This window comes from bacterium (genome assembly GCA_026708055.1).
In the GTDB taxonomy this organism is placed as follows: domain Bacteria; phylum Actinomycetota; class Acidimicrobiia; order Acidimicrobiales; family CATQHL01; genus VXNF01.
This window is the reverse complement of sequence record JAPOVS010000027.1, coordinates 63,039-82,424: the sequence shown is the minus strand read 5'-3', so window position 1 is coordinate 82,424 and position 19,386 is coordinate 63,039. Positions and strand designations below refer to the sequence as shown.

The following is a 19,386-nucleotide window of genomic DNA, read 5'->3' as shown; positions in this document are numbered from 1 at the left end:
GATTAGCATTCTGGCAGCGGGGACGGCCCGACTACTACCCCCGGCGGATAGGCGCGTGAACTCGAGGCTTCCCCGGACGAGCAACGATCAGAGGGGACCGCGCCACCGATGAGCAACATCAGCACCGACCACCTCCGAGGCATGGCACGCGATCTCCTCGCCGACATGTCCGGCGAGACGAGCACGGCCACGTTCCGGGGAGAGCAGTTCGACCGGGGTCTGGCCTGCGTGCACTTTCCGGCCGGCCGCGGCGGGCTCGGGCTGAAGCCGGATGCTCAGGCCGTCGTCGACGAGGAGTTGGCGAACGGCGGTCGCCAGTACCACAACCTGGCCGTCAACCCGATCGGCATCGGGATGGGCATGCCCACGGTGCTGGCCCACGGCACCGACGAGATGAAGGACCGGCTGCTGAGACCCTGCTTCACCGGTGAGGAGATCTGGTGCCAGCTGTTCAGCGAGCCGGGCGCCGGCTCGGACGTGGCCGGTCTGGCGGCCCGCGCCGTCCTCGACGGGGAGGAGTGGATCGTCAACGGCCAGAAGGTGTGGACGACGCTGGCCCACGTGGCGCGCTGGGGGATGCTGCTGGCCCGGACCGATCCCGACCAGCCCAAGCACAAGGGCATGACCTACTTCATGCTGGACATGCAAGCACCGGGAGTCGAGGTGCGGCCGCTGTATCAGATCACCGGCGAGGCCGAGTTCAACGAGGTGTTCATGACCGATGTGCGGGTTCCCGACTCGATGCGCATCAGTGCGAGGGGTCAGGGGTGGGGTGGCGCCATCACGACGCTCATGAATGAGCGGGTCGCGCTCGGGGGAGGCGTGCCGGCCCGAGGCTCCGGGAACATCGGGACCCTCATGAAGGAGTGGATCGACCACGCGCCGGAACCCGGCACCGCCGACCACCACGTGGCGCGGGACCGGGTCGCCCGGCTGTGGATCCGCGCCGAACTGCTCCGCCTCACGAACCTGCGCGCCCGCGAGTCTGCATCGGCGGGCGTCCCCGGCCCCGAGGGATCGGTCGGGAAGCTCCTGTCGGCGGAGTTGAACAAGGAACTCCTGGAATGCGCCGTCGACGTGAAAGGCAGCCGCGGCATGGTGCATGTCCACGGCTATCCGATGGTGCGTCCCGGGCAGGCAGGCGTTTCGGGCTCCTTCGAGACCAGCCGGATGTTCCTGCGCGCACGCGCCAACTCCATCGAAGGCGGCACATCGGAGATCATGCGCAACATCCTCGGTGAGCGTGTGCTCGGGCTTCCGAAGGAACCTCAGGCGGACCGGGACGTTCCCTGGAGCGACATCCCCCGCAACTGACGAGGGCCGGACTGCAGTCCGGCCCTCGCGCTATTCGATTCGTGAGGCCCGCGGCGCGGGCGGTCGATTACCGGGTTGCGGTGCGCACGCGCCGCCCGGCGCCGATCACCAGTAGACCGGCCGCCAGGATGCTCGCACCGACGATGGCGAGCGGACCACTCTCGTGACCCGTCTCGGGCAGTTCCTCCTCGCCCGGATCGTCCATCGGCTCCTCCGCGGCCGGATCGTCCATCGGCTCCTCCGCGGCCGGATCGTCCATCGGCTCCTCCTCGCCCGGATCGTCCATCGGCTCCTCCGCCACACCGATGGCGAGGACGGCGACCGTCGCGTATTCCTCCGGATCCGAGAGGGTGTCCACGCTGAGCCATCCGGCCAGGATCACGAGGGCGCCGTTGTCGATGTCGGCGCCGGTGATCGTGGTCGTCCACTCGGTCGTGAAGCCGCCGTCGTCCCACTCCACGGCGATTGCCGAAGCCATCAGGTCCGGGCACATGGCGATCGCCTCGGGCGCGCTCGCCAGGGTCAGCGGGGCCGTCGGATCGCCCGCGGCTCCGGGGCAGGCGACGATGAAGAACGGTGACGGTTCGGTCCAGTTGGCGCCGGTCACGGTGACCGTGACCGAACCCTCCTCGGCCGGCACCGCCGGCGGGTCCAACGTGATGGAGGGAGGATGGTCGTCGGCGGCCGCGGGCGACGCCCACAGCATCCCGATCAGCGCCATGACCCCGGCAAGTACGAGCAATCTCCTGAGCTTCATCGTGCGACTCTCCCGGTGCGACACTCCAACGCGGGGAGATCATAGCGCACCGCGCATCTCCGGACCGGAGGTGCGCGAAACAATCCCCCATTTTCCCCGCAGACGATTGCGGCCGGCAAATCGGCTCGGGCCTCCTCACAGTCGCAGCAGCTGCTTGCCCTCGTTGGCCCCGGTGAACAGGCGCAGGAACGTGCGGGGAATGTTCTCGAAACCCTCCTGCACGTCGACACGGTAGGCGATCTGGCCGGCTTCGACCCAGCGGCGCAAGTCGGCGAAAGCCTCCGGGATCCGGTCCAGGAAGTCCCACAGAAGCAACCCCTGGATCGAGGCGCGCCGGACGATCAGTTGGAACAGGTTGCGGGGCCCCGGCTGCAGCTCGGTGTCGTTGTAGCCGGCGATCAGTCCGCACAGTGCGATCCGGGCACCGAGGGCCAGGTTGTCCAGCACCGCCTCCAGCGTGCTGCCGCCCACGTTCTCGAAGTAGACGTCCACCCCGTCGGGGCAGGTCTGGCGCAGGCGGCGAGCGACGTCGGTGCTCTTGTAGTCGATGGCGGCATCCAATCGCGCCTCACTCAATAGCCAGTGGCACTTCTCGGCACCGCCGGCGATCCCCACCACACGGCAACCCCTGATGCGGGCAATCTGCGCTGCCACCGAGCCGGTGGCTCCCGCCGCGCCCGACACGACCACGGTCTCGCCCGGTTCGGGGCGCCCCACGTCCAGCATCCCGACGTAGGCCGTGAGACCCGTGCTGCCGAGCGGGCCCAGCAACATCTCCCTGGGCACATCGGTCGGCACCTGGCGGTAGCCGCGACCGGCGGTCTGGGCGGACCAGCGACCGGACACGTACTCCGACCAGCTCATCATCCCGAAGACCGCGTCGCCGGGGGCATAGGCCGGGTCGTTGGACACGACCACTTCCGCCAGACCGGGAGCCCTCATCGGCGCTCCGAGTTCCACGGGCGCCACGTAGCTCTCCCGATCGTCCATCCAGCCGCGCATGGCGGGCTCGAAGGACAGCCAGCGGATCCGACCCAGCACCTCTCCCGGTCCGATCTCCGGAACCGGCCGCTCCACCAGTTCGAAGTCCGCCTCCGAGACCATTCCCGACGGTCGCCGGGCCAGCAGCCATTGCCGGTTGCGCCCCACGGCGCTCTCACCTGCCGTCATCTCACGCTCCGTTTCGTGCCATCGGGACGCCGTAACATGATCGCAGGCATCGAAATGCCCGCGAGCGACGACGGATGATAGGGGAGACACATGGCCGGGCTCTGCGAAGGACGGGTGGCCGTGGTCACCGGGGCGGGACGGGGCATCGGCCGCGAGCACGCCCTCATGCTGGCCGCCGAAGGCGCCAAGGTGGTCGTCAACGACCTCGGCGGCGACGCCGCCGGCGGAGGCATGGACATCACCCCCGCCCAGCAAGTGGTCACCGAGATCACCGCCGCGGGCGGCGAGGCAGTGGTCAACGGCGACGACGTCAGCGACTTCGGTCAGGCCAAGGACATGATCCATCAGGCCATCGACACGTTCGGGCGGCTGGACATCCTCATCAACAACGCCGGGATCCTGCGGGATCGCATGGTCTTCTCGATGGCCGAGGGCGACTGGGACGCGGTGATGGCCGTCCACCTGAAGGGCACCTTCGCGCCGACCCACCACGCTGCCGCCTGGTGGCGCCAGCAGGCCAAGGCCGGCGGCGAGCTCGACGCCCGGGTGATCAACACCTCCTCACCGTCGGGTATCTACGGCAACGTCGGCCAGACCAACTACGGGGCCGCCAAGGCGGGCATCGCCGCCTTCAGCGTGATCTGTGCCATGGAGTTGGCCCGCTACGGGGTCACGGTGAACTGCCTGGCCCCCAACGCGCTCACCCGCCTGACCATCCCCATCGTCGGGGAGGACAACGCGCCGAAGCTGGCAGAGTCGTGGTCGCCGCGCTGGATTGCGGTGGTCGCCACCTGGCTGGCCTCTCCGGAGGCCTCGGGCGTGACGGGCCGCGTGTTCCACGTGAACGGCAACCAGCTCGGTATCGCCGAGGGGTGGCGGCTCGGCCCGATCACCGACCAGCCCGACGACCCCGCGCAACTCGGTGACGTGGTGCGCTCGCTGATGTCCGACGCCCGCCTCAACGTCGACATGGGCGGCCTCGAGGCGGAGGGGCCCGGGCGCCCGTCGAAGACGATCTAGCGGATCGCCTGCGTTCGGGGAACGTCGTGCGGGTGCGCTCGAAGGGCCGTTCGAGGATCCGCCCATGAGCATCGCCGCCTCGAGACGACTGCACCGGCGAGTCCTCACCACCGCCGACCGCTGGTCCTCGATGCGGGTCTACTGGCTCTGCCGGAACATCGGGCTGCTGGCAGGCCTGTTCTATTTCCGTGTGCGCGTGCGTGGGAAGGAGCACCTGCGCACCCCCGGACCGGCCATCCTGGCACCGGTTCATCGCTCCAACCTGGATGTGCCCCTCATCGCCGGGCACTGCCCGCGGCGGTTGCGCTCTCTCGCCAAGCAGGCCATGTTCCGGGGACCGGTCAGCCGCTGGTTCTCTTCCTGCATCGGCGCCTTCCCCGTGCAGCGCGACCAACTGGACCGGGTGGCGCTGGAGACGGCGCAGACGCTGCTGGAGCGCGGCGAGATGCTGCTGGTCTTCCCCGAGGGGACGCGCGGCAACGGGCCCGCCGTCGACGGCGTGCACAACGGCTGTGCCTACCTGGCGACCGCGACGGGGGCTCGGGTGATTCCCATCGGCGTGGCCGGCACCGAGGAGGCCATGCCGCCCGGCGCCAAGCTGGCGCGGCCGCGGCGGGTGGTCGTCACCGTCGGCGAACCCATCGAGCCGGCGCAGGCCACCGCGCAGGCGGACACGGGACGGGAGCAGCGCCGGGTCCTGTCCGATCACGTCCGAGCGGAGATGCAGCGACTTCTCGACGAGGCGCACGATGCCCTGGCGGCCCGCGCGCGACGACGCGCCGGCCGCGCGGGTTAGCGCCGGCCGGCCGCCGGAGCGCCGCGTCGCACGCCCCAGGACCCCGCGAGAGCCGGGGTCGGTTGTATGCGAGATCCGGGCGGGTTAGGTTAAGGACACCTAACCCGCCCGCAACCGTCGAGACCTCGCCGATGATCGTTTGCCACTGCCTCGCCGTCAACGACCGGCTCATCGAGGCCGTCGCAGCCGGGGAGTCCCTGACGGTCGAGGACGTCATCGAGCGCTGCGGGGCGGGCGCACGCTGCGGCGGCTGCCGCGAGTCGATCCAGCAGGTGCTCGACGAGGCCCGGCAGCGCCCGACGGCCTCTCTCTCGGTCGGCGCCGGCCGGTAGGCTGACCCCATGCAGGGGTCACCGAAAGTCATCGAGTTCCTCAATGAGGCGCTCACGTCGGAGCTGACGGCCATCAACCAGTACTTCGCGCACGCCAAGATCTGCGAGAACTGGGGGTATAACCGGCTGGCGGCCAAGTACCGGGAAGAGTCCATCGAGGAGATGAACGACGCCGAGAAGCTCATGGATCGCATCCTGCTGCTCGACGGAATGCCCAACGTGCAGCGCCTGAACAGCGTCCGGATCGGCGAGACCGTGCCCGAGCAGTTGGCGTCGGACCGCTCGCTCGAGGAGCACGCCATCGCCATGTACCGCCGGGGCGTGGCCCTGGCGCTCGACGAGGGAGACCCGGGCACCCGGGAGCTGCTGGAGCACCTCGTCGTGGGCGAGGAGGAGCACCTCGACTGGATCGAGTCCCAGCAGCAGATCATCGGTGACATCGGCGTGGAGCGGTACCTCCAATCGCAGATCGGCGAGTGACCCGCAGGCGCTGACGGACCGCCGGCCATAGGCTCGGGCATGGTCGAACGGGCCCCGTACCTCACGACCCGACTCCAGGGCTTCGGCGCCACGATCTTCGCGGAGATGTCCGCTCTGGCGGTGCGCACGGGCGCCATCAATCTCGGCCAGGGCTTCCCCGACACCGACGGGCCGCCGGAGGTGCTGCAGGCCGCCGTCGACGCCATCGGCGGAGGCCGCAACCAGTACCCGCCCGGCATCGGCATTCCCGAGTTGCGCCATGCGGTCTCGGCTCACCAGAAGCGCTTCTACGACCTCTCCTACGACCCCGACAGCGAGGTGCTGATCACCGCCGGGGCCACCGAGGCCATCGCCTCGGCCCTGCTCTCGCTGTGCGAGGTGGGCGACGAGGTGGTGTGTTTCGAGCCGTACTACGACAGCTACGCGGCCGGGATCGCCATGGCCGGGGCCGTCCGCCGGCCGGTGCTCTTGCGCGGCCCCGACTCCTCCTACGTGCCCGAGGAACTCGAGGCCGCCATCGGGCCGCGTACCCGGCTCATCCTGCTCAACTCACCGCACAACCCCACCGGCAAGGTCTACAGCCGCACCGAGCTGGAGCACGTTGCCGAGCTGGCGATCCGCCACGACCTGCTGGTGGTGACCGACGAGGTCTACGAGCACATCGTCTACGAGGGTGAGCACATCCCCCTGGCCACACTGCCGGGCATGCGCGACCGCACCGTCACGATCAGCTCGGGCGGCAAGACGTTCTCCACCACCGGCTGGAAGATCGGCTGGGTGTGCGCCACGCCGGAGCTGGTCACCGCGGTGCGGACCTCGAAGCAGTTCCTGACCTACGTCAGCGGCGGGCCCTTCCAGTACGCCATCGCCGAGGGCCTCAACCTCGGCGACGACTACTTCCGATCGCTGGCCGACGGCCTGCGGGAACGCCGCGACCGCCTCAGCGCGGGTCTGGCCGACGCCGGATTCGACGTGTGGAACTCGGCCGGCACCTACTTCGTGACGACCCACCTGGCGCCCATGGGCGAGCTGGACGGCGTGGCCTTCTGCTGGTCCCTGCCGGAGCGCTGCGGGGTCGTGGCGGTGCCCAGTGTGGTGTTCTACGACAGCAAGGACGTGGGGCGACCGCTGGTCCGGTTCGCCTGCTGCAAGCGGCCCGAGGTGATCGCCGAGGCCGCCGAGAGGCTGGCCACGCTCCGGTCGAACGGATAGGGGGGATCGCCGGTGAAGGTCGCCGCGCTGCAACACGACATCGTCTGGGAGGACCGCGAGGCCAACTTCGCCCACCTGGAGCCCATGATCGCCGGCGCCGGCGCCGCCGGGGCGCGCCTGGTCGTGCTCACCGAGATGTTCAGCTACGGGTTCTCCCTGGAGGCGGACCGGATCACCGAGGCGCCCGGGGGGGCCAGCACCCGCTTCCTGCGCCAGACCGCGGCCCACCACGATCTCTGGGTGTGCGGATCGATCCCGATCCTGGCGCCCGGCGACGCCCGTCCCTGCAACCGCTTGATCCTCGCCGGACCCCGTGGCGAGCTGCACAGCTACGCCAAGATCCACCCCTTCCGCTACGGCAACGAGCACCTCGTCTACGACCCCGGCGACAAGACGGTGACCGTGCAGGTGGAGGACCTGCGGGTCAGCCTGTTCGTCTGCTACGACCTGCGTTTCGCAACCGAGTTCTGGTCGCTGGCGCACGACACCGACCTCTACATCGTCCCGGCCAACTGGCCCCGCCCGCGACGCGCCCACTGGCAGGCGCTGCTGGTGGCCCGAGCCGTGGAGAACCAGGCGTACGTGGTGGGAGTGAACCGGGTCGGCTCCGGCGGCGGGCTGGACTACGCCGGCGACAGCCGCATCGTGGATCCCATGGGCGAACTCCTCGCCGCCGGCGCCGAGGTGGAGGCCACCCTCATCGCCGAGGTGGACCCGGCGCGGGTCACCGAGACCCGCGAGCGCTTCCCGTTCCTGCAGGACCGCCTCTGAATCGTCGACCTTCTCTTCCGGGTGTCGAGCCGTTCAGCGGCCGGCCCGCCGGAGCGGCCAACGGGCGGACGATCAGCCTCCCGACCAGGCGGCGACGATGTCGTCGGTCGTCGAGATGGTGGCCACGAACGCCAGCGAGTGATCGATGGCCATCTCCGCGTACTCCGTCGGGATACCGGTTACGGCGTCACGGGGAATGACCACGTCGTAACCGCGGTTGATGCCGTCGAACGTCAGACCGGTGATGGCCCAGTTCACCGCCACGCCGGCCGGAATGATGGTCGTCACACCCTCGTTGCGCAGCACGGAGTCCAGTTCGCTGAGCGGGAACGGCGACACGCCGTGGTGACGGACGATCGTGAAGTCGGCCGGCTCCACGCCGATCTCGTCGAGCACCGCGACAGCGGCGCTGCCGGGTCGCATCTTGACCGGTGCTTCGTCGACAACCCTGAAGAGTTCGAGAGCGGTGTTGCCGCCCCAGCCGTCGGCACGCTGATGGAAGACACTGTGGATGACGCGCGCACCCGCGGCTCGGGCGGAATGCACCAGCCGTACGACCGCGTCGATGCAACCCGATGAGCGGGCGGCCTCGGCCAGGGCCGGCAGCCCGGATTCTGTCCCAACGATGCCGTTCTGGCATTCCTGCAGAACGACGGCGGTACGGGAGGGTTCGAGGATGTCCGAGAGGGAACGTGTCATGCGGCGCACTCTAATGAGTCACCCGCGGGCCTGCCGGAGCCTGAAGAGGTCGCGAACGGCTGCGGAACGGCCAGAATTGACCGATGGCCTCCTCGGCAAGCGATGCGGTCCCCGCATCGGTGTACCAGCAGTTGGGCGGAACGGACTTCTTCGACGCGCTGGTGGCGCGGTTCTACGAGGGGGTGGCGGGCGACCCGGTACTACGCCCGCTGTATCCCGAGGACATGACCGACGCCGCGACCAACCTGCGGGATTTCCTCATCCAGTACTGGGGAGGACCCGACGACTACAGCCGGCGTCGCGGGCATCCCATGCTGCGGGCCCGCCACTTGCCGTTCAGCATCGGCCGTCAGGAGCGCGACGCCTGGATGCACCACATGGCGGCGGCGGTCCGCTCCTCCGGCGCGCCGGCCGAACTGGCGGCGGAGTTGCTGGACTACTTCGAGCGGGCGGCCACACACCTGCTGAACGCCGAGCCGCCGCGGCCGGGCCATCTGCCCATCGTGCCGCCACCCGGAGAGCGTCGGGCCGACAACTGAGCCCGCCGCCGGCTCCGGTGAATCCGGCCGTACGTGGGAGCGGGTGCGCGAGGAGGGACTTGAACCCTCACGTCCGTAACGGACACAGGAACCTGAATCCTGCGCGTCTGCCAAATTCCGCCACTCGCGCCGGGGTGGCAAGGGTACTCGGGGACACCTGCGGCCCCACGACCGCCGGGGCCGGCACGACCGTGGGGCCGGCGGCAGCGTCCGGATGGGGCGGCACGGTCGCCTCCTAGAATCGACCGATGCCCGCGTGCACTGCCGCCGACCCGCGGCGGGCCTATTCGCGGCGGGCCCGAGACGGCGCGGCATGAGCCGGCGGAACTTCCGCCTCGACGCCGACGCCCGCACCCACGTCGGAAGGCGCCGCCGGCGCAACGAGGACGCCTTCCTACTGACCGAGGACCTCTTGGCGGTGGCCGACGGCCTGGGCGGGCACCCGGGCGGGGATCTGGCATCGGCCGTGGCGGTCGAGTCGCTGCACTCCTCCGGCGCTGCCGCCGATCCCGAGAGCCTCCGCAGCGCCTTTGTCGAAGCACACCGGGCCGTCCAGCGCCGCGCCGCCGAGGACCCGGGGTTGGCGGAGATGTCCACGACGCTGTGCGCGCTGGCGCTGGACCCCGCCGGGCAAGTGGTCCTGGCCAACGTCGGCGACTCCCGGATCTACCGGTTCAGTGACAGCCGGCTGGAACAGGTCACCTGGGACCACAACTGGGCGAACGAGTACGTGCGGATGGGCATGAGTTCGGCGGCGGCGCGACGTATGCAGGGAGCCGAGTCCCTGTCCCGCGTGATCGGGGTGTTCCCCGAGCCGTGCGAAGTCGACACCTGGAGCCTCGACGCCGACGACGGCGATCGCTACCTGCTGGCCAGCGACGGGCTCACCCGGGAACTGCCCGCCGACGACATCGCCGGACTGCTGGCAGCCGGAGGACCCCCGGGGGAAACCGCCACCGAACTGGTCGAGGCGGCCAACGATCGCGGGGGGCACGACAACATCACCGTGATCGTGGCCGACGTCGCCGCGCTCGAGCGACGCCGGTTGCTGTGACCGGGAACGACGCCGAGTCCGCGGCACCGCGCTCGTAAACTTTCCGGAGTCATGGCAGCACAGAACCCACCCGTGCTCGGCGGGCGCTACGAACTCCGGCGCCGCTTGGCCCAAGGGGGGATGGCCACCGTCTATCTCGCCAGGGATCGCCAGTTGGACCGGCAGGTGGCGATCAAGATGCTGCACCCCCAGTTCGCCTCCGATCCGACCTTCGCCGAGCGCTTGCGGCGGGAGTCCCGCGCCGCGGCCGGGCTGAGCCATCCCAACATCGTCGGCGTCTTCGACTGGGGACGTCAGGGCGAGCGCTACTTCATCGTCATGGAATACGTGAGCGGTCACAGCCTCGCCGAGATCATCGCGGCACGCGGCCCCCTCGGTGCGGAGGCGGCCGCCGCCATTGCCTTCGAGGTGGCCGCGGCGCTGGCGTTCGCGCACCGTGCGGGCATCGTGCATCGCGACGTCAAACCCCAGAACGTGCTGCTGAGCAGCGACGGTCACGTGAAGGTGACCGACTTCGGCATCGCCACGATGGTCGGTGCAGGACCGTCGGCGGGGCTCACCGAGACGGGCTCGGTGGTCGGCACGGCCGCCTACCTGTCGCCCGAGCAGGCGCAGGGCGAGCCGACCGACGCCCGCAGCGACCTCTACTCGCTCGGCGTGATGCTGTACGAGATGCTGTCGGGCTACCCGCCGTTCCGGGGCGAGGGGCCCGTCGCCGTCGCCTACCAGCACGTGCAGGACCCGCCGGTGCCTCTCGGGGAGATAGCCGAGGGTGTGCCGCAGGCACTGGACGCCATCACGATGCGCCTGCTGGCCAAGGAGCCCGACGATCGCTACGAGCGGGCCGAGGATCTACGCCGCCACCTGCAGATCGTCCGCGAGCGGCTGGACGAAGTCTCCCCGGAGCCCCCCGCCGCCCCTGCCGCTCCCCCCTCACCGGAACGGCCCCCGGCGCTTCCGAGTCCCCCGCCGACGCCGCGCCGGCCGGTGGTCTCGGGCCCACCGCGCCGCCAGGACCCGCGGCCGCCTGCCGCGCCACGCCAGCGACCTCCCCGCCCCCAGGTGCGCCGCGCGGCGCCGCGGGGGATCACCCAGTGGTGGACCGGCCGGATACCCGCAGCCCGTCGCCCGCCCGGCTACGGGGAGCGCCCCGGCAGCTACCGGGGCGGCAACCGCGACGTCTACGGTCGCCTCGAGCGGCAGCGGCGCTCCGGCCTGTTCTTCGTCGGCTTCGCCGTCCTGCTGGTGGTTCTGCTGATCATGATCGTCGTGCTCGTGAACGTGCTGAGCCCCGACGACAACGGCACCAGCACCCCCGCGCCGGCGACCATCGACGTGCCCTCGGTGTACCAACTCGAGGAAGCGGTGGCGGTGCGCACGCTGGAGTCCGCAGACTTTCGCGTTATCACCGTACGGGAGGCCAACGCCGAGATTCCCGCCGGTCGGGTGTTCGACCAGCAGCCCCGTGCCGGCACGAAGCTGGCGCCCGGCTCGGCGATCACCCTCACGATCAGCGCGGGCGCCTCGGCGGTCCCCGTTCCCAACGTCCTGGGCTGGCAGGCCATCGACGCCGAGCGGGCGCTGCGGGGGGCGGGGTTCGCCGTCAACCTGGTCCAGGTGGGCAGCGAGAGACCGGCCGGGGAGGTCCTGCAGCAGGAGCCGGCGCCGCTTGTTCCCCACGAGGCCGGCGCCGCGGTGACGCTGAACATCTCCGCTGGACCTTCGGCCATCCTGGTGCCGAACGTGGCGGGCATGGACGACGTCGACGCGGCGGTGGCGATCACGAACGCCAGGTTGGTGGTCGTGCGCCAGGACGAGCCGTCCGGGACAGTGGCCGAGGGCGCGGTCATCCGCACCGAGCCCGCGGCGGGCAGCCAACTGGCCGAGGGCAGCCAGGTATTCGTCTTCGTCTCCTCGGGGCCGGAGATCGTGGAGATGCCGGACCTGACGGGCCTCAACCCCACCACCGCGCTCATCCAGCTCGACACGCTGGGGATGACCGCCGACGTGGTGGCCGTGGCCCCGCTGCCCGGCGAGACGCCGGGACTGATCGTCTCCCAGGACCCCGTGGCCGGGACGCCGATCACGCCGAGTTCGATCCTCACGCTCTACGTCACCGGGGAATCCGGGACCGGCGAACCCGAGCCGCCGCCCACCGACGAACTCACGCCGCTCGAAGGCGAGACACCGCCCGTCGAGGGCGGGATCGATCCGTCCGGGCTGCCCGAACGGCCGCCCGCAGAGGGCTAACCGGCCGGCGGAGACTCCGCCGGTGGCAGGCCCAGGAAGTTCGCCAGGATGGCGTGGCCGTCGATGGTCATCTGCGACTCCGGGTGGAATTGCAGCCCTTCAACGGCCATGGAGCGGTGGCGCAGCCCCATGATGACGCCGTCGGTGGTGCTGGCGGTGACCTCCAGGCTGTCGGGAACCGAAGCGGGGTCCACCACCAGCGAGTGGTAGCGGGTGGCCTGCAGCGGGTTGGACACGCCGGCGAGGACACCGCCGCCGTCGTGGTGGATCTGCGACACCTTGCCGTGCATCACCGAGGGAGCGCGCACGATCGTGCCGCCGAACACCTCGGCGATGCACTGGTGTCCCAGGCACACCCCCAGGATCGGGCAGCGGCCCGCCAACTCCCTGATGGCGTCGCAGCAGATTCCGGTGTCGGCGGGCCGTCCGGGGCCGGGACTGACCAGCAGGGCCTCCGGCGCCAGCGCCAGGGCGTCGCGCAACGTCAACTCGTCGTTGCGCGCCACGATCGTCTCTGCACCCAGTTCGCCCAGGTACTGGACCAGGATGTAGACGAACGAGTCGTAGTTGTCCAGGACCAGCACCCGACGTCGCACGGGTGTTGAGGGTACCGGCCGCCTATCCTGCGGGCATGGCGAATCCTCCCAAGCGCAAGGTTCAAGGGGGCAGGGTGACCCCCAAGGGAACGCGGCCGGCGGGGGAGCAGTTCCTGCCCCCCGAAGCCAAGGTGAGCCCCATGTGGGTTCCGATCCTGCTGTTCTCGCTGCTCGCCGCCGGGACGATCCTCATCATCGTCAACTACCTGGGGCTGATCCCGGGCGGCACGAGCAACTGGTGGCTGCTGGCGGGCCTGGGGCTCATCCTCGGCGGGGTGGTCACCGCAACCCAACTGCACTGACGGTCCCGGGACGCAACCGGTCCCAGCGGGTCGAACCAGCGCGGCGCGGCCCACATCCGGGGCGGGAAGGGACGCAAACTACATACTCGTACTTCCCCCCAAGCTTTTCCACACTTGTGGGAAACGCTGCGGCTAGGCGCCTCAGTCCTCGATCGGCGCCATGACCGACATCTCCTCCCCGCAATGGCGGGGCGGCTCAGGATCCTCCATGGGCGCGATCGTCATGCGGACCTCGGTCCCGCACAAGCTGCAGCGGTAGGTGAGACGCACCTTGCGCAACTCGCCCGGGGGAGGCGGCTCGGGCTGCGGCTGCGCCAGCAGGCGGAGAATCACGATCCCCAACCAGAGGATCGCCAGGCCTCCGAGGGCGGCGGCCAGTGCCTTGAAGGCCGTACCCACAGCACTGGCCAGCACGGCGTCGACGGCCGTGACGTCGACGGCGGCGGCCATCCCGGCGGCGGTCATGCCTCCAACAGTACGGCCACCCCGTGCCCGTCGGCGGCGTCGCAGGCCGCCAGGCCGTGCCCGCCGCCGTCCAGCGCCGCCAGGGCGCGCACCAGACGTGCCACGAGTCCCAGTCCCGTGGCCCCCTGCGGGTGGCCCAGCGCCAGAGAACCGCCGTCGGGATTCAGCAACTCAGCCCAGCCGGCGCAGCTGATCTCCCAGTGCACGATGTCGGTGGCGAACGGCTCGGCGAGCTCGACGCGACGGATGCCCGCGGCGCCGACACCGGCGAGCGCGGTGGCGCGCCGTGCCGCCTCGGGCGACGATCCGCATCCGGCGGTGGGATCGCCGCCCACGGCCGCCGCCGCGGCCACTCTGGCAACCGGTTCCAGGCCGAGCCGGCGAGTCGCCGCCGGCGATGCCACGAGGGCCGCAGCAGCGCCATCGGCCATGGGCGCAACGGTCGCCGCTGTCAGGAGTCCGTCGCGGCTGTAGAGCCCCTCGGGCCGCTGCCGGTCCACCGCTTCCCCGGCACGAAGCAACTCGTCGCCGCCGGTGAGGGGTAGCAGTTCGGCCGCCAGACGACCGGCGGCCTGCGCCTCCTGGGCGCGCCGGCGGGTCCGCCTTCCAACCTCCTCGAGCCGATCCCTTCCCACGCCAAGCCGCTGCGCCCACCGCTCCGCCGCCGGACCGGGAGGCAGGTGTGCCTCGCCCGGTGTTGGGGACAGCGGCAGACCGAAGCCACGCTGGCTCATGTCGGCACCGGCCGGCACCGTGCTCATCAGTTCCACCCCTCCCACCAGCGCCACCCCGCAGCGGCCCGACCGCACCGCGTCGACCGCCCGGATGAGGGCAACGAGGGACGACGTGTCCTGGGTGCTGACCACCGAGGCAGGTACCCCGGACAGACCTCCGGCCGCCCGCGCCGCGGCTGTGGCCACGTTGGCCGCCTGCGCCCCCACCGGGGTGGCGCATCCCACCAGCACCTCGTCGACCGCGCCAGGGTCCGCGCCGCTCTCGGCGAGCACCGCGGCGAACACCTCGGCGAGCAGTTCGGCGGGATGGCGATGGGCGAAGGTGCCGTGACGGGCACCGAACGGGCTACGCCGTGCCCGCAGGATCAGCGCCTCGGGCACGTCAGGCGGACCGGGAATCCCCGGCGGGACCCCACCCGGCCCGCGGAGATGGCGGCACTAGGATCAGCGACCGCACGGGATGCGGATCAGGCGCTCGGAGTCCTCCGTGCACGCAGCGTCCGGCGTGACTCGACGGGAGGGCCGTGGAAGTAGGCGATTGGGCACTGCTGCTCTTGCGGGTCGTGGTCGGTGTGACGCTAGCCGCACACGGGTACAACAAGTTCTTCAGCGGTGGGCGCATCGCCGGCACGGCGCGCTGGTTCGAGAGCATCGGCATGCGACCCGGCCGGCGCCACGCCATCCTGGCCGCCGGCGGCGAGATCGCCGCCGGACTGGCGCTGGCCGCGGGATTTCTCACGGCTCCGGCAGCCGCCGGTTTCGTCGGGTTGATGGCCGTGGCGTTCTGGGTGGCCCACCGGGGCAAGGGACTCTTCGTGATGAACGACGGCTGGGAGTACACCGCCGTCCTGGCCACGGTGGCGGTGGTGATCGCCATGGTCGGGCCGGGTGAACTCGCCCTGGACAGCGTCATCGGCATCGCGGAGGTGCTCGACGGTTGGGTGGGGCTCGTCATCAGCCTCGGGGGTGGCCTCGTGGCATCGGCACTGCTGCTGGCGGCGTTCTACCGCCCGCCCGCCCGCGACGACTGAACCGTCAGAGCCACGCTCCGGCAACCGCCAGCGCCCCACCCGCCGCCCTCCCGACACGATGGCCCTCCTGCTCGGTGTCCTGGTGGCGGCGAGCATCGGTTCCGCAGACTTCCTGAGCGGCCTGGCGGCACGCCGCATGCGCACGTCGGTGGTCGTGACGCTGTCACAACTCTGGGGCCTCGTGGCGCTGGGGATCTTCCTCGCCATCACCGACCGGACCCTCCCACCGGTATGGGATCAGTGGTTGGGTGTCTTCGCCGGTCTCGGGCTGGTGGTGGGCATCTGCTGCCTGGTGCGGGGCTTGGCGGTCGGACGCATGTCGGTGGTGGCGCCGACAGCGGCCGCGGTCGGCGCGGCGGTGGGCGTGGCCTACGGGTTCATCATCGGCGAGCGCCCGGGAGCCCTTGCCGTGATCGGCGTGGTGCTGGCCATCGCGGCCGTCGTCCTGATCGCCCGGGTCGCCGAGCACCACGAGGCAGATGTCCGCGCGTCGCCGGCCCACGCTCGCCGCATCGTCGCCGGCCGCTCCCAGGAGATGGTCCTGGCCGTCGGCGCAGGGCTGACGCTGGGCGTCACGCAGATCTTCTTCGCGGCCCCGAGCGACGACGCCGGGATGTGGCCCGTCGCCACCTCGCGCCTGACGGCGGGCGTCCTGGCCGGGATGTTCGTCCTCTCGCGGGTTCGCAGTGACGGGCGCCCGGCGCGGCTCACGGCCGGAGACGCCCGCCTCGTCGCCACCTACGCCCTGCTCGACACGCTGGGGACGTGCCTGCTGATCGAGGCGTTCCGCCAGGGACTCGTGAGCCTGGTGGCCCCGGTCGCGGCGCTCTTCCCGGCGGCGACGGTGCTGTGGGCGCGCCTGATCCTGCGCGACCGCATGAACCGGGGCCAGATCGTCGGGTTCGGCCTGGCCGCCGCCGGGCTCGTGCTCATCGGCCTGGACTGAGGGCGTCAGGCCGCTGCGCCCGGCGCTGGGTAGTCTCGCCCGATGCGCCACCGGTCGGCCCCGCGGGGCGGGTGAGTATTGGAGGTCGTCCTCGGGCTGGCGGTGGCGGTGAGCCTGGGGGTCTCCGACGTGATCGGTGGCGTCGCCGGGCGGCGCCTGGGACCGCTGCGCACCACGACAGGCATCTATCTCACAGGCACGGTGCTCATCGGCATCTACCTGCTGGCCACGATGCAGTCCCTTGGCGGCGCCCGCGAGATGCTCCTGTCGGCGCTGGGAGGTCTGATCCTGGCCTTCAGCGCCCTCTGCTTCTACGCGGGAATCTCCTGGGGGCGCCTGTCGATCATGTCGCCGGTCTCCTTCGCCGCCATCGCCGGGCTGACCTTCGCCGTCGGGTTGCTGCGCGGCGAGCGCCCGTCGACGCTGGCGCTGGCCGGCGCGATCCTCATCATCCCGGCGGTCGTGCTGGTGTCCCGCCCGACCCGGACACCCCGCCCGTTCGACCGCAGAGACTCCGAGCGGCGTTTGGGGCTCGCCGGCGAGTTGGCCCTGTCGATGTGTGCGGGCGGCGGCTTCGTGGTGTTCCAGATCCTGCTGCTGGAGATCGGGGTGGAGGACGGACCCGCGCCGCTTCTCATCGCGCGCGCGGTCGGCGGTGTCCTGGGGCTGGTGGCCCTCGCCGCGCTCGGCAGGAGGCCCCACACCGGAACGGCGAAACCCCCACGGCCACGGGCGGCCCTGGTGGTCGGCGCGGCGGGAACGCTGCTGATCCTCGCCCACGCGTTGCTGATCGAGGCCCTGAACAGGGGATTCCTTTCGGTCGTGGGGCCGATCACCTCGCTGACGCCGGCCTTCAGCGTGCTCGGGGCGCGCATCTTCCTGCGTGAGCACGTCAGCCGCCTCCAGACAGCCGGCATGGTCGTCATCATCGGCGGGCTTGTCCTGCTGGCACTCGGCTAGCCGCGGCCACCGAGTACCGGGCCGGCAGCGGGCGAGCGGCAGCCGCACGCTCCCGGAACCCTCACCGGGGCGCTCAGCTGACCGCCAGGACGCCGAGGTAGGCCGCGGCCACGCCGCCGACCAGCGAGGCGGCCGCATAGCCTGCCGCCCGCCGGCGATGACGACGCCACAGCTCGATGGTCTCCACCGCCATGGTCGAGAATGTCGTGAGCGAGCCGAGTGCACCGCTGGCCAGGATCACCGTCGCGACGGCGCCGCCTCCGGCCAGCAGTCCGAGAGCGAACGAGCCGATCAGGTTGACCGCCAGCGTGCCGTAAGGGAACTTTTCGAGGTTGAGGCGCCTCGAGGCCTCCACGCGCAGCAGGGTCGCCGCCGCGGCGATCGCCACGAAGCCGATCGCGGTCACGTCGCCGCCCCCCGATCGGGGCCGCGCCATCGGCGACGCGCCCACCCGGCCAGGACCGCCGCCGCAATCGCCGGGCCGAGAGTCGCTGCGGTATAGAGCAGTCCGGCGCCCGGACGCCCCGACTCGAGGTATCTGGCCACGATCAGGCTGAAGGCCGAGAACGTCGTGAAACTGCCGCAGAAGCCTGAGCCGACGATCGCAGCGGCGGCCCGCCGTCCGTGCAACTCAGTGGCCACGAGCCACCCCAGAACCGCGCTGCCCGCCACGTTGACGATGAGCGTCGCCCACCACTCGGAGCTGTCCGGCCAGAGGCTGTGCACCCACCAGCGCGCCGCGGCACCGGCGATGCCACCAAGGGCGATCGGCAGCAGGAACCGAGGATTCATCGATCCGAACGTAGCGCTGCGGTGGGACTAGCCTCGCCGGATGCCCATGGCCGGCGAGCAGTTCCCTGCCTGAGGAATGGACGTCCTGCTCGGCGTCGGCGTGGCTCGTGCTCGTGGCGCTCGGCTGAGGACGACCGGCGGGAATCCGACGGCCCCTCGGCCGGGCAACCCGCTCCGGGCGCCGCACTAGTCTTGCCGAGTGATTTCCGGAACGACCCCGCCGAGTCTCTGAGTCATGGACGTCATTCTGGGCATCGGCGTGGCCGGCGGCCTCGGGCTGGCGGACTTCTTCGGCGGTATGGCGGGCAGGCGCACCGGTCCGGTGCGCACCGTCGTCGGTGCCCAGCTGGTCGGCGGGGTGATCATGGGGATCTACCTGCTGGCCACTTGGCGGTCGGTCGGCAGCACCCGCGAGATCCTCCTGGCGCTCCTGGCCGGGGGAGCGCTGACGCTCGGGGTGGGCTTCATGTACACGGGGTTCACGTTCGGCCGCATTGCGGTGGTCGCACCGGTGACCGCTTCCGCCATCGCGATCTTGACGTTCGTCGTGGGACTGGTGCGCGGTGAGCGCCCGTCCTCGCTCTCCCTGGCGGGTGTGGCGTTGGCGATCGTGGCCGTGGTGCTCATCTCGCGACCGCCCAAAGCCGGCCACGCGACCGCTCCGCCGAACGAGCCCGGGCGGCGGATCGGGCTGGGCGGCGAGCTGGGCCTGTCGCTGGCCGCCGGTGCGTCGCTCGCCACGTTCCAGACCACCATCGGCGAGATCGGGGACGCCGCCGGCTTTGCGCCCCTGCTCGTCGTCCGCGCCGCCGCCCTGGCCCTCAGCCTGGCCGCCCTGCTGGTGGTCTGGCGGCGAGCCGGTGCCCCACGTCCCCGGCTACCGCGGCGCAGCACCGTCGTACCGGTGGTGGCGAGCGGGGTTCTGCTCCTGCTGGCACACGCTCTGCTGCTCGAAGCCCTCTCGCTGGGCCTGCTGTCCATCGTCGGCCCGATCACGGCCCTGTCACCCGCCTTCACCGTGATCCCGGCGTGGCTCTTCCTGCACGAGCACATCAGCCGCGTCCAGGTGTTGGGAATGGCGGTGGCGACCGCCGGGCTGGTTCTCGTGGCGCTCGGCTGAGGGATGACCGGGCGCGCCGGCCGACGGCGGCGCGACGATCGATAGA

23 protein-coding genes and 1 tRNA gene are annotated in these 19,386 nt (G+C 71.0%); 15 read left to right on the top strand and 9 right to left on the bottom strand.

Annotation, left to right across the window (positions count from 1 at the left end):
- The first annotated feature begins 108 nt into the window (after positions 1 to 108).
- On the top strand, positions 109 to 1,314 hold the full coding sequence (locus OXG55_05795) for an acyl-CoA dehydrogenase family protein (GenBank protein ID MCY4102763.1): 1,206 nt from the start codon (positions 109 to 111) through the stop codon (positions 1,312 to 1,314).
- 67 nt (positions 1,315 to 1,381) lie between these two features.
- Here OXG55_05795 and OXG55_05790 read toward each other — a convergent pair whose 3' ends face one another.
- Positions 1,382 to 2,071: an LPXTG cell wall anchor domain-containing protein gene (locus OXG55_05790; GenBank protein ID MCY4102762.1), complete on the bottom strand. Its 690-nt coding sequence runs from the start codon at positions 2,069 to 2,071 to the stop codon at positions 1,382 to 1,384.
- A gap of 135 nt (positions 2,072 to 2,206) precedes the next feature.
- The gene (locus OXG55_05785) at positions 2,207 to 3,241 is read right to left on the bottom strand and encodes an NADP-dependent oxidoreductase (protein ID MCY4102761.1); all 1,035 of its coding nucleotides are present in this window, start codon (positions 3,239 to 3,241) and stop codon (positions 2,207 to 2,209) included.
- Between the two features lie 90 nt (positions 3,242 to 3,331).
- Between OXG55_05785 and OXG55_05780 the strand changes: the two genes are divergently transcribed.
- From OXG55_05780 to OXG55_05755, 6 genes are all read left to right on the top strand, one after another.
- Positions 3,332 to 4,261 (top strand): SDR family oxidoreductase, encoded by a 930-nt coding sequence (locus OXG55_05780; GenBank protein ID MCY4102760.1) that lies wholly within the window; start codon positions 3,332 to 3,334, stop codon positions 4,259 to 4,261.
- A gap of 64 nt (positions 4,262 to 4,325) precedes the next feature.
- A complete protein-coding gene (locus tag OXG55_05775; GenBank protein MCY4102759.1) occupies positions 4,326 to 5,057 on the top strand; it encodes a lysophospholipid acyltransferase family protein in 732 nt (243 codons plus the stop codon).
- Between the two features lie 131 nt (positions 5,058 to 5,188).
- Positions 5,189 to 5,389, top strand: a complete 201-nt coding sequence (locus OXG55_05770) for a (2Fe-2S)-binding protein (protein MCY4102758.1) — start codon at positions 5,189 to 5,191, stop codon at positions 5,387 to 5,389.
- Positions 5,390 to 5,398: 9 nt separating this feature from the next.
- On the top strand, positions 5,399 to 5,869 hold the full coding sequence (gene bfr / locus OXG55_05765) for a bacterioferritin (GenBank protein MCY4102757.1): 471 nt from the start codon (positions 5,399 to 5,401) through the stop codon (positions 5,867 to 5,869).
- A 39-nt stretch (positions 5,870 to 5,908) separates the two neighbouring features.
- Positions 5,909 to 7,081, top strand: a complete 1,173-nt coding sequence (locus OXG55_05760) for a pyridoxal phosphate-dependent aminotransferase (GenBank protein MCY4102756.1) — start codon at positions 5,909 to 5,911, stop codon at positions 7,079 to 7,081.
- A gap of 12 nt (positions 7,082 to 7,093) precedes the next feature.
- Entirely contained in the window at positions 7,094 to 7,852 is a 759-nt protein-coding gene (locus OXG55_05755; protein ID MCY4102755.1) for a carbon-nitrogen family hydrolase, read from the top strand.
- Positions 7,853 to 7,924: 72 nt separating this feature from the next.
- Here the strand turns inward: OXG55_05755 and OXG55_05750 are convergent, their stop codons facing one another.
- Positions 7,925 to 8,551 carry a cysteine hydrolase gene (locus OXG55_05750; GenBank protein ID MCY4102754.1) on the bottom strand — a complete coding sequence of 209 codons (627 nt, stop codon included), beginning with the start codon at positions 8,549 to 8,551 and terminating at the stop codon, positions 7,925 to 7,927.
- A gap of 83 nt (positions 8,552 to 8,634) precedes the next feature.
- On the opposite strand from OXG55_05750, the gene OXG55_05745 reads away from it, so the two are divergent.
- Positions 8,635 to 9,090, top strand: a complete 456-nt coding sequence (locus tag OXG55_05745; protein ID MCY4102753.1) for a globin — start codon at positions 8,635 to 8,637, stop codon at positions 9,088 to 9,090.
- 44 nt (positions 9,091 to 9,134) lie between these two features.
- Here OXG55_05745 and OXG55_05740 read toward each other — a convergent pair.
- Positions 9,135 to 9,220 (bottom strand) — tRNA-Leu (locus tag OXG55_05740).
- A gap of 183 nt (positions 9,221 to 9,403) precedes the next feature.
- On the opposite strand from OXG55_05740, the gene OXG55_05735 reads away from it, so the two are divergent.
- Together OXG55_05735 and pknB are read left to right on the top strand one after the other, a co-directional pair.
- A complete protein-coding gene (locus tag OXG55_05735; GenBank protein ID MCY4102752.1) occupies positions 9,404 to 10,144 on the top strand; it encodes a protein phosphatase 2C domain-containing protein in 741 nt (246 codons plus the stop codon).
- 51 nt (positions 10,145 to 10,195) lie between these two features.
- A complete protein-coding gene (gene pknB, locus OXG55_05730) occupies positions 10,196 to 12,394 on the top strand; it encodes a Stk1 family PASTA domain-containing Ser/Thr kinase (GenBank protein ID MCY4102751.1) in 2,199 nt (732 codons plus the stop codon).
- Here pknB and OXG55_05725 read toward each other — a convergent pair.
- Entirely contained in the window at positions 12,391 to 12,990 is a 600-nt protein-coding gene (locus tag OXG55_05725) for an aminodeoxychorismate/anthranilate synthase component II (GenBank protein MCY4102750.1), read from the bottom strand. The genes pknB and OXG55_05725 overlap by 4 nt on opposite strands.
- A gap of 35 nt (positions 12,991 to 13,025) precedes the next feature.
- On the opposite strand from OXG55_05725, the gene OXG55_05720 reads away from it, so the two are divergent.
- Positions 13,026 to 13,292, top strand: a complete 267-nt coding sequence (locus OXG55_05720; GenBank protein ID MCY4102749.1) for a cell division protein CrgA — start codon at positions 13,026 to 13,028, stop codon at positions 13,290 to 13,292.
- 141 nt (positions 13,293 to 13,433) lie between these two features.
- On the opposite strand, the gene OXG55_05715 is transcribed toward OXG55_05720, so the two are convergent.
- Positions 13,434 to 13,757, bottom strand: a complete 324-nt coding sequence (locus tag OXG55_05715; protein ID MCY4102748.1) for a hypothetical protein — start codon at positions 13,755 to 13,757, stop codon at positions 13,434 to 13,436.
- Positions 13,754 to 14,872: a beta-ketoacyl synthase N-terminal-like domain-containing protein gene (locus OXG55_05710; GenBank protein MCY4102747.1), complete on the bottom strand. Its 1,119-nt coding sequence runs from the start codon at positions 14,870 to 14,872 to the stop codon at positions 13,754 to 13,756. Before OXG55_05710 ends, OXG55_05715 begins: the two co-directional genes overlap by 4 nt.
- Before the next feature lie 143 nt (positions 14,873 to 15,015).
- Here OXG55_05710 and OXG55_05705 point away from each other — a divergent pair, with 143 nt between their 5' ends.
- From OXG55_05705 to OXG55_05695, 3 genes are all read left to right on the top strand, one after another.
- On the top strand, positions 15,016 to 15,522 hold the full coding sequence (locus tag OXG55_05705; protein ID MCY4102746.1) for a DoxX family protein: 507 nt from the start codon (positions 15,016 to 15,018) through the stop codon (positions 15,520 to 15,522).
- Positions 15,523 to 15,580: 58 nt separating this feature from the next.
- A complete protein-coding gene (locus tag OXG55_05700; protein ID MCY4102745.1) occupies positions 15,581 to 16,468 on the top strand; it encodes an EamA family transporter in 888 nt (295 codons plus the stop codon).
- Between the two features lie 78 nt (positions 16,469 to 16,546).
- The gene (locus OXG55_05695) at positions 16,547 to 17,428 is read left to right on the top strand and encodes an EamA family transporter (protein ID MCY4102744.1); all 882 of its coding nucleotides are present in this window, start codon (positions 16,547 to 16,549) and stop codon (positions 17,426 to 17,428) included.
- Positions 17,429 to 17,501: 73 nt separating this feature from the next.
- Here OXG55_05695 and OXG55_05690 read toward each other — a convergent pair whose 3' ends face one another.
- Together OXG55_05690 and OXG55_05685 are read right to left on the bottom strand one after the other, a co-directional pair.
- Positions 17,502 to 17,834, bottom strand: coding sequence for a CrcB family protein (locus OXG55_05690; protein ID MCY4102743.1), 333 nt, complete (start codon positions 17,832 to 17,834; stop codon positions 17,502 to 17,504).
- A complete protein-coding gene (locus OXG55_05685; GenBank protein MCY4102742.1) occupies positions 17,831 to 18,220 on the bottom strand; it encodes a CrcB family protein in 390 nt (129 codons plus the stop codon). Before OXG55_05685 ends, OXG55_05690 begins: the two co-directional genes overlap by 4 nt.
- Before the next feature lie 235 nt (positions 18,221 to 18,455).
- Between OXG55_05685 and OXG55_05680 the strand changes: the two genes are divergently transcribed.
- A complete protein-coding gene (locus tag OXG55_05680) occupies positions 18,456 to 19,340 on the top strand; it encodes an EamA family transporter (protein MCY4102741.1) in 885 nt (294 codons plus the stop codon).
- Positions 19,341 to 19,386 lie beyond the last annotated feature (46 nt).

Excerpts from the sequence above, each read along its gene's own strand:
- OXG55_05795 (MCY4102763.1), top strand. The coding sequence starts at position 109 with ATGAGCAACATCAGCACCGACCACCTCCGAGGCATGGCACGCGATCTC.
- OXG55_05790 (MCY4102762.1), bottom strand. The coding sequence starts at position 2,071 with ATGAAGCTCAGGAGATTGCTCGTACTTGCCGGGGTCATGGCGCTGATC.
- OXG55_05785 (MCY4102761.1), bottom strand. The coding sequence starts at position 3,241 with ATGACGGCAGGTGAGAGCGCCGTGGGGCGCAACCGGCAATGGCTGCTG.
- OXG55_05780 (MCY4102760.1), top strand. The coding sequence starts at position 3,332 with ATGGCCGGGCTCTGCGAAGGACGGGTGGCCGTGGTCACCGGGGCGGGA.
- OXG55_05775 (MCY4102759.1), top strand. The coding sequence starts at position 4,326 with ATGAGCATCGCCGCCTCGAGACGACTGCACCGGCGAGTCCTCACCACC.
- OXG55_05770 (MCY4102758.1), top strand. The coding sequence starts at position 5,189 with ATGATCGTTTGCCACTGCCTCGCCGTCAACGACCGGCTCATCGAGGCC.
- bfr (MCY4102757.1), top strand. The coding sequence starts at position 5,399 with ATGCAGGGGTCACCGAAAGTCATCGAGTTCCTCAATGAGGCGCTCACG.
- OXG55_05760 (MCY4102756.1), top strand. The coding sequence starts at position 5,909 with ATGGTCGAACGGGCCCCGTACCTCACGACCCGACTCCAGGGCTTCGGC.
- OXG55_05750 (MCY4102754.1), bottom strand. The coding sequence starts at position 8,551 with ATGACACGTTCCCTCTCGGACATCCTCGAACCCTCCCGTACCGCCGTC.
- OXG55_05745 (MCY4102753.1), top strand. The coding sequence starts at position 8,635 with ATGGCCTCCTCGGCAAGCGATGCGGTCCCCGCATCGGTGTACCAGCAG.
- OXG55_05735 (MCY4102752.1), top strand. The coding sequence starts at position 9,404 with ATGAGCCGGCGGAACTTCCGCCTCGACGCCGACGCCCGCACCCACGTC.
- pknB (MCY4102751.1), top strand. The coding sequence starts at position 10,196 with ATGGCAGCACAGAACCCACCCGTGCTCGGCGGGCGCTACGAACTCCGG.
- OXG55_05720 (MCY4102749.1), top strand. The coding sequence starts at position 13,026 with ATGGCGAATCCTCCCAAGCGCAAGGTTCAAGGGGGCAGGGTGACCCCC.
- OXG55_05715 (MCY4102748.1), bottom strand. The coding sequence starts at position 13,757 with ATGACCGCCGCCGGGATGGCCGCCGCCGTCGACGTCACGGCCGTCGAC.
- OXG55_05700 (MCY4102745.1), top strand. The coding sequence starts at position 15,581 with ATGGCCCTCCTGCTCGGTGTCCTGGTGGCGGCGAGCATCGGTTCCGCA.
- OXG55_05685 (MCY4102742.1), bottom strand. The coding sequence starts at position 18,220 with ATGAATCCTCGGTTCCTGCTGCCGATCGCCCTTGGTGGCATCGCCGGT.
- OXG55_05680 (MCY4102741.1), top strand. The coding sequence starts at position 18,456 with ATGGACGTCATTCTGGGCATCGGCGTGGCCGGCGGCCTCGGGCTGGCG.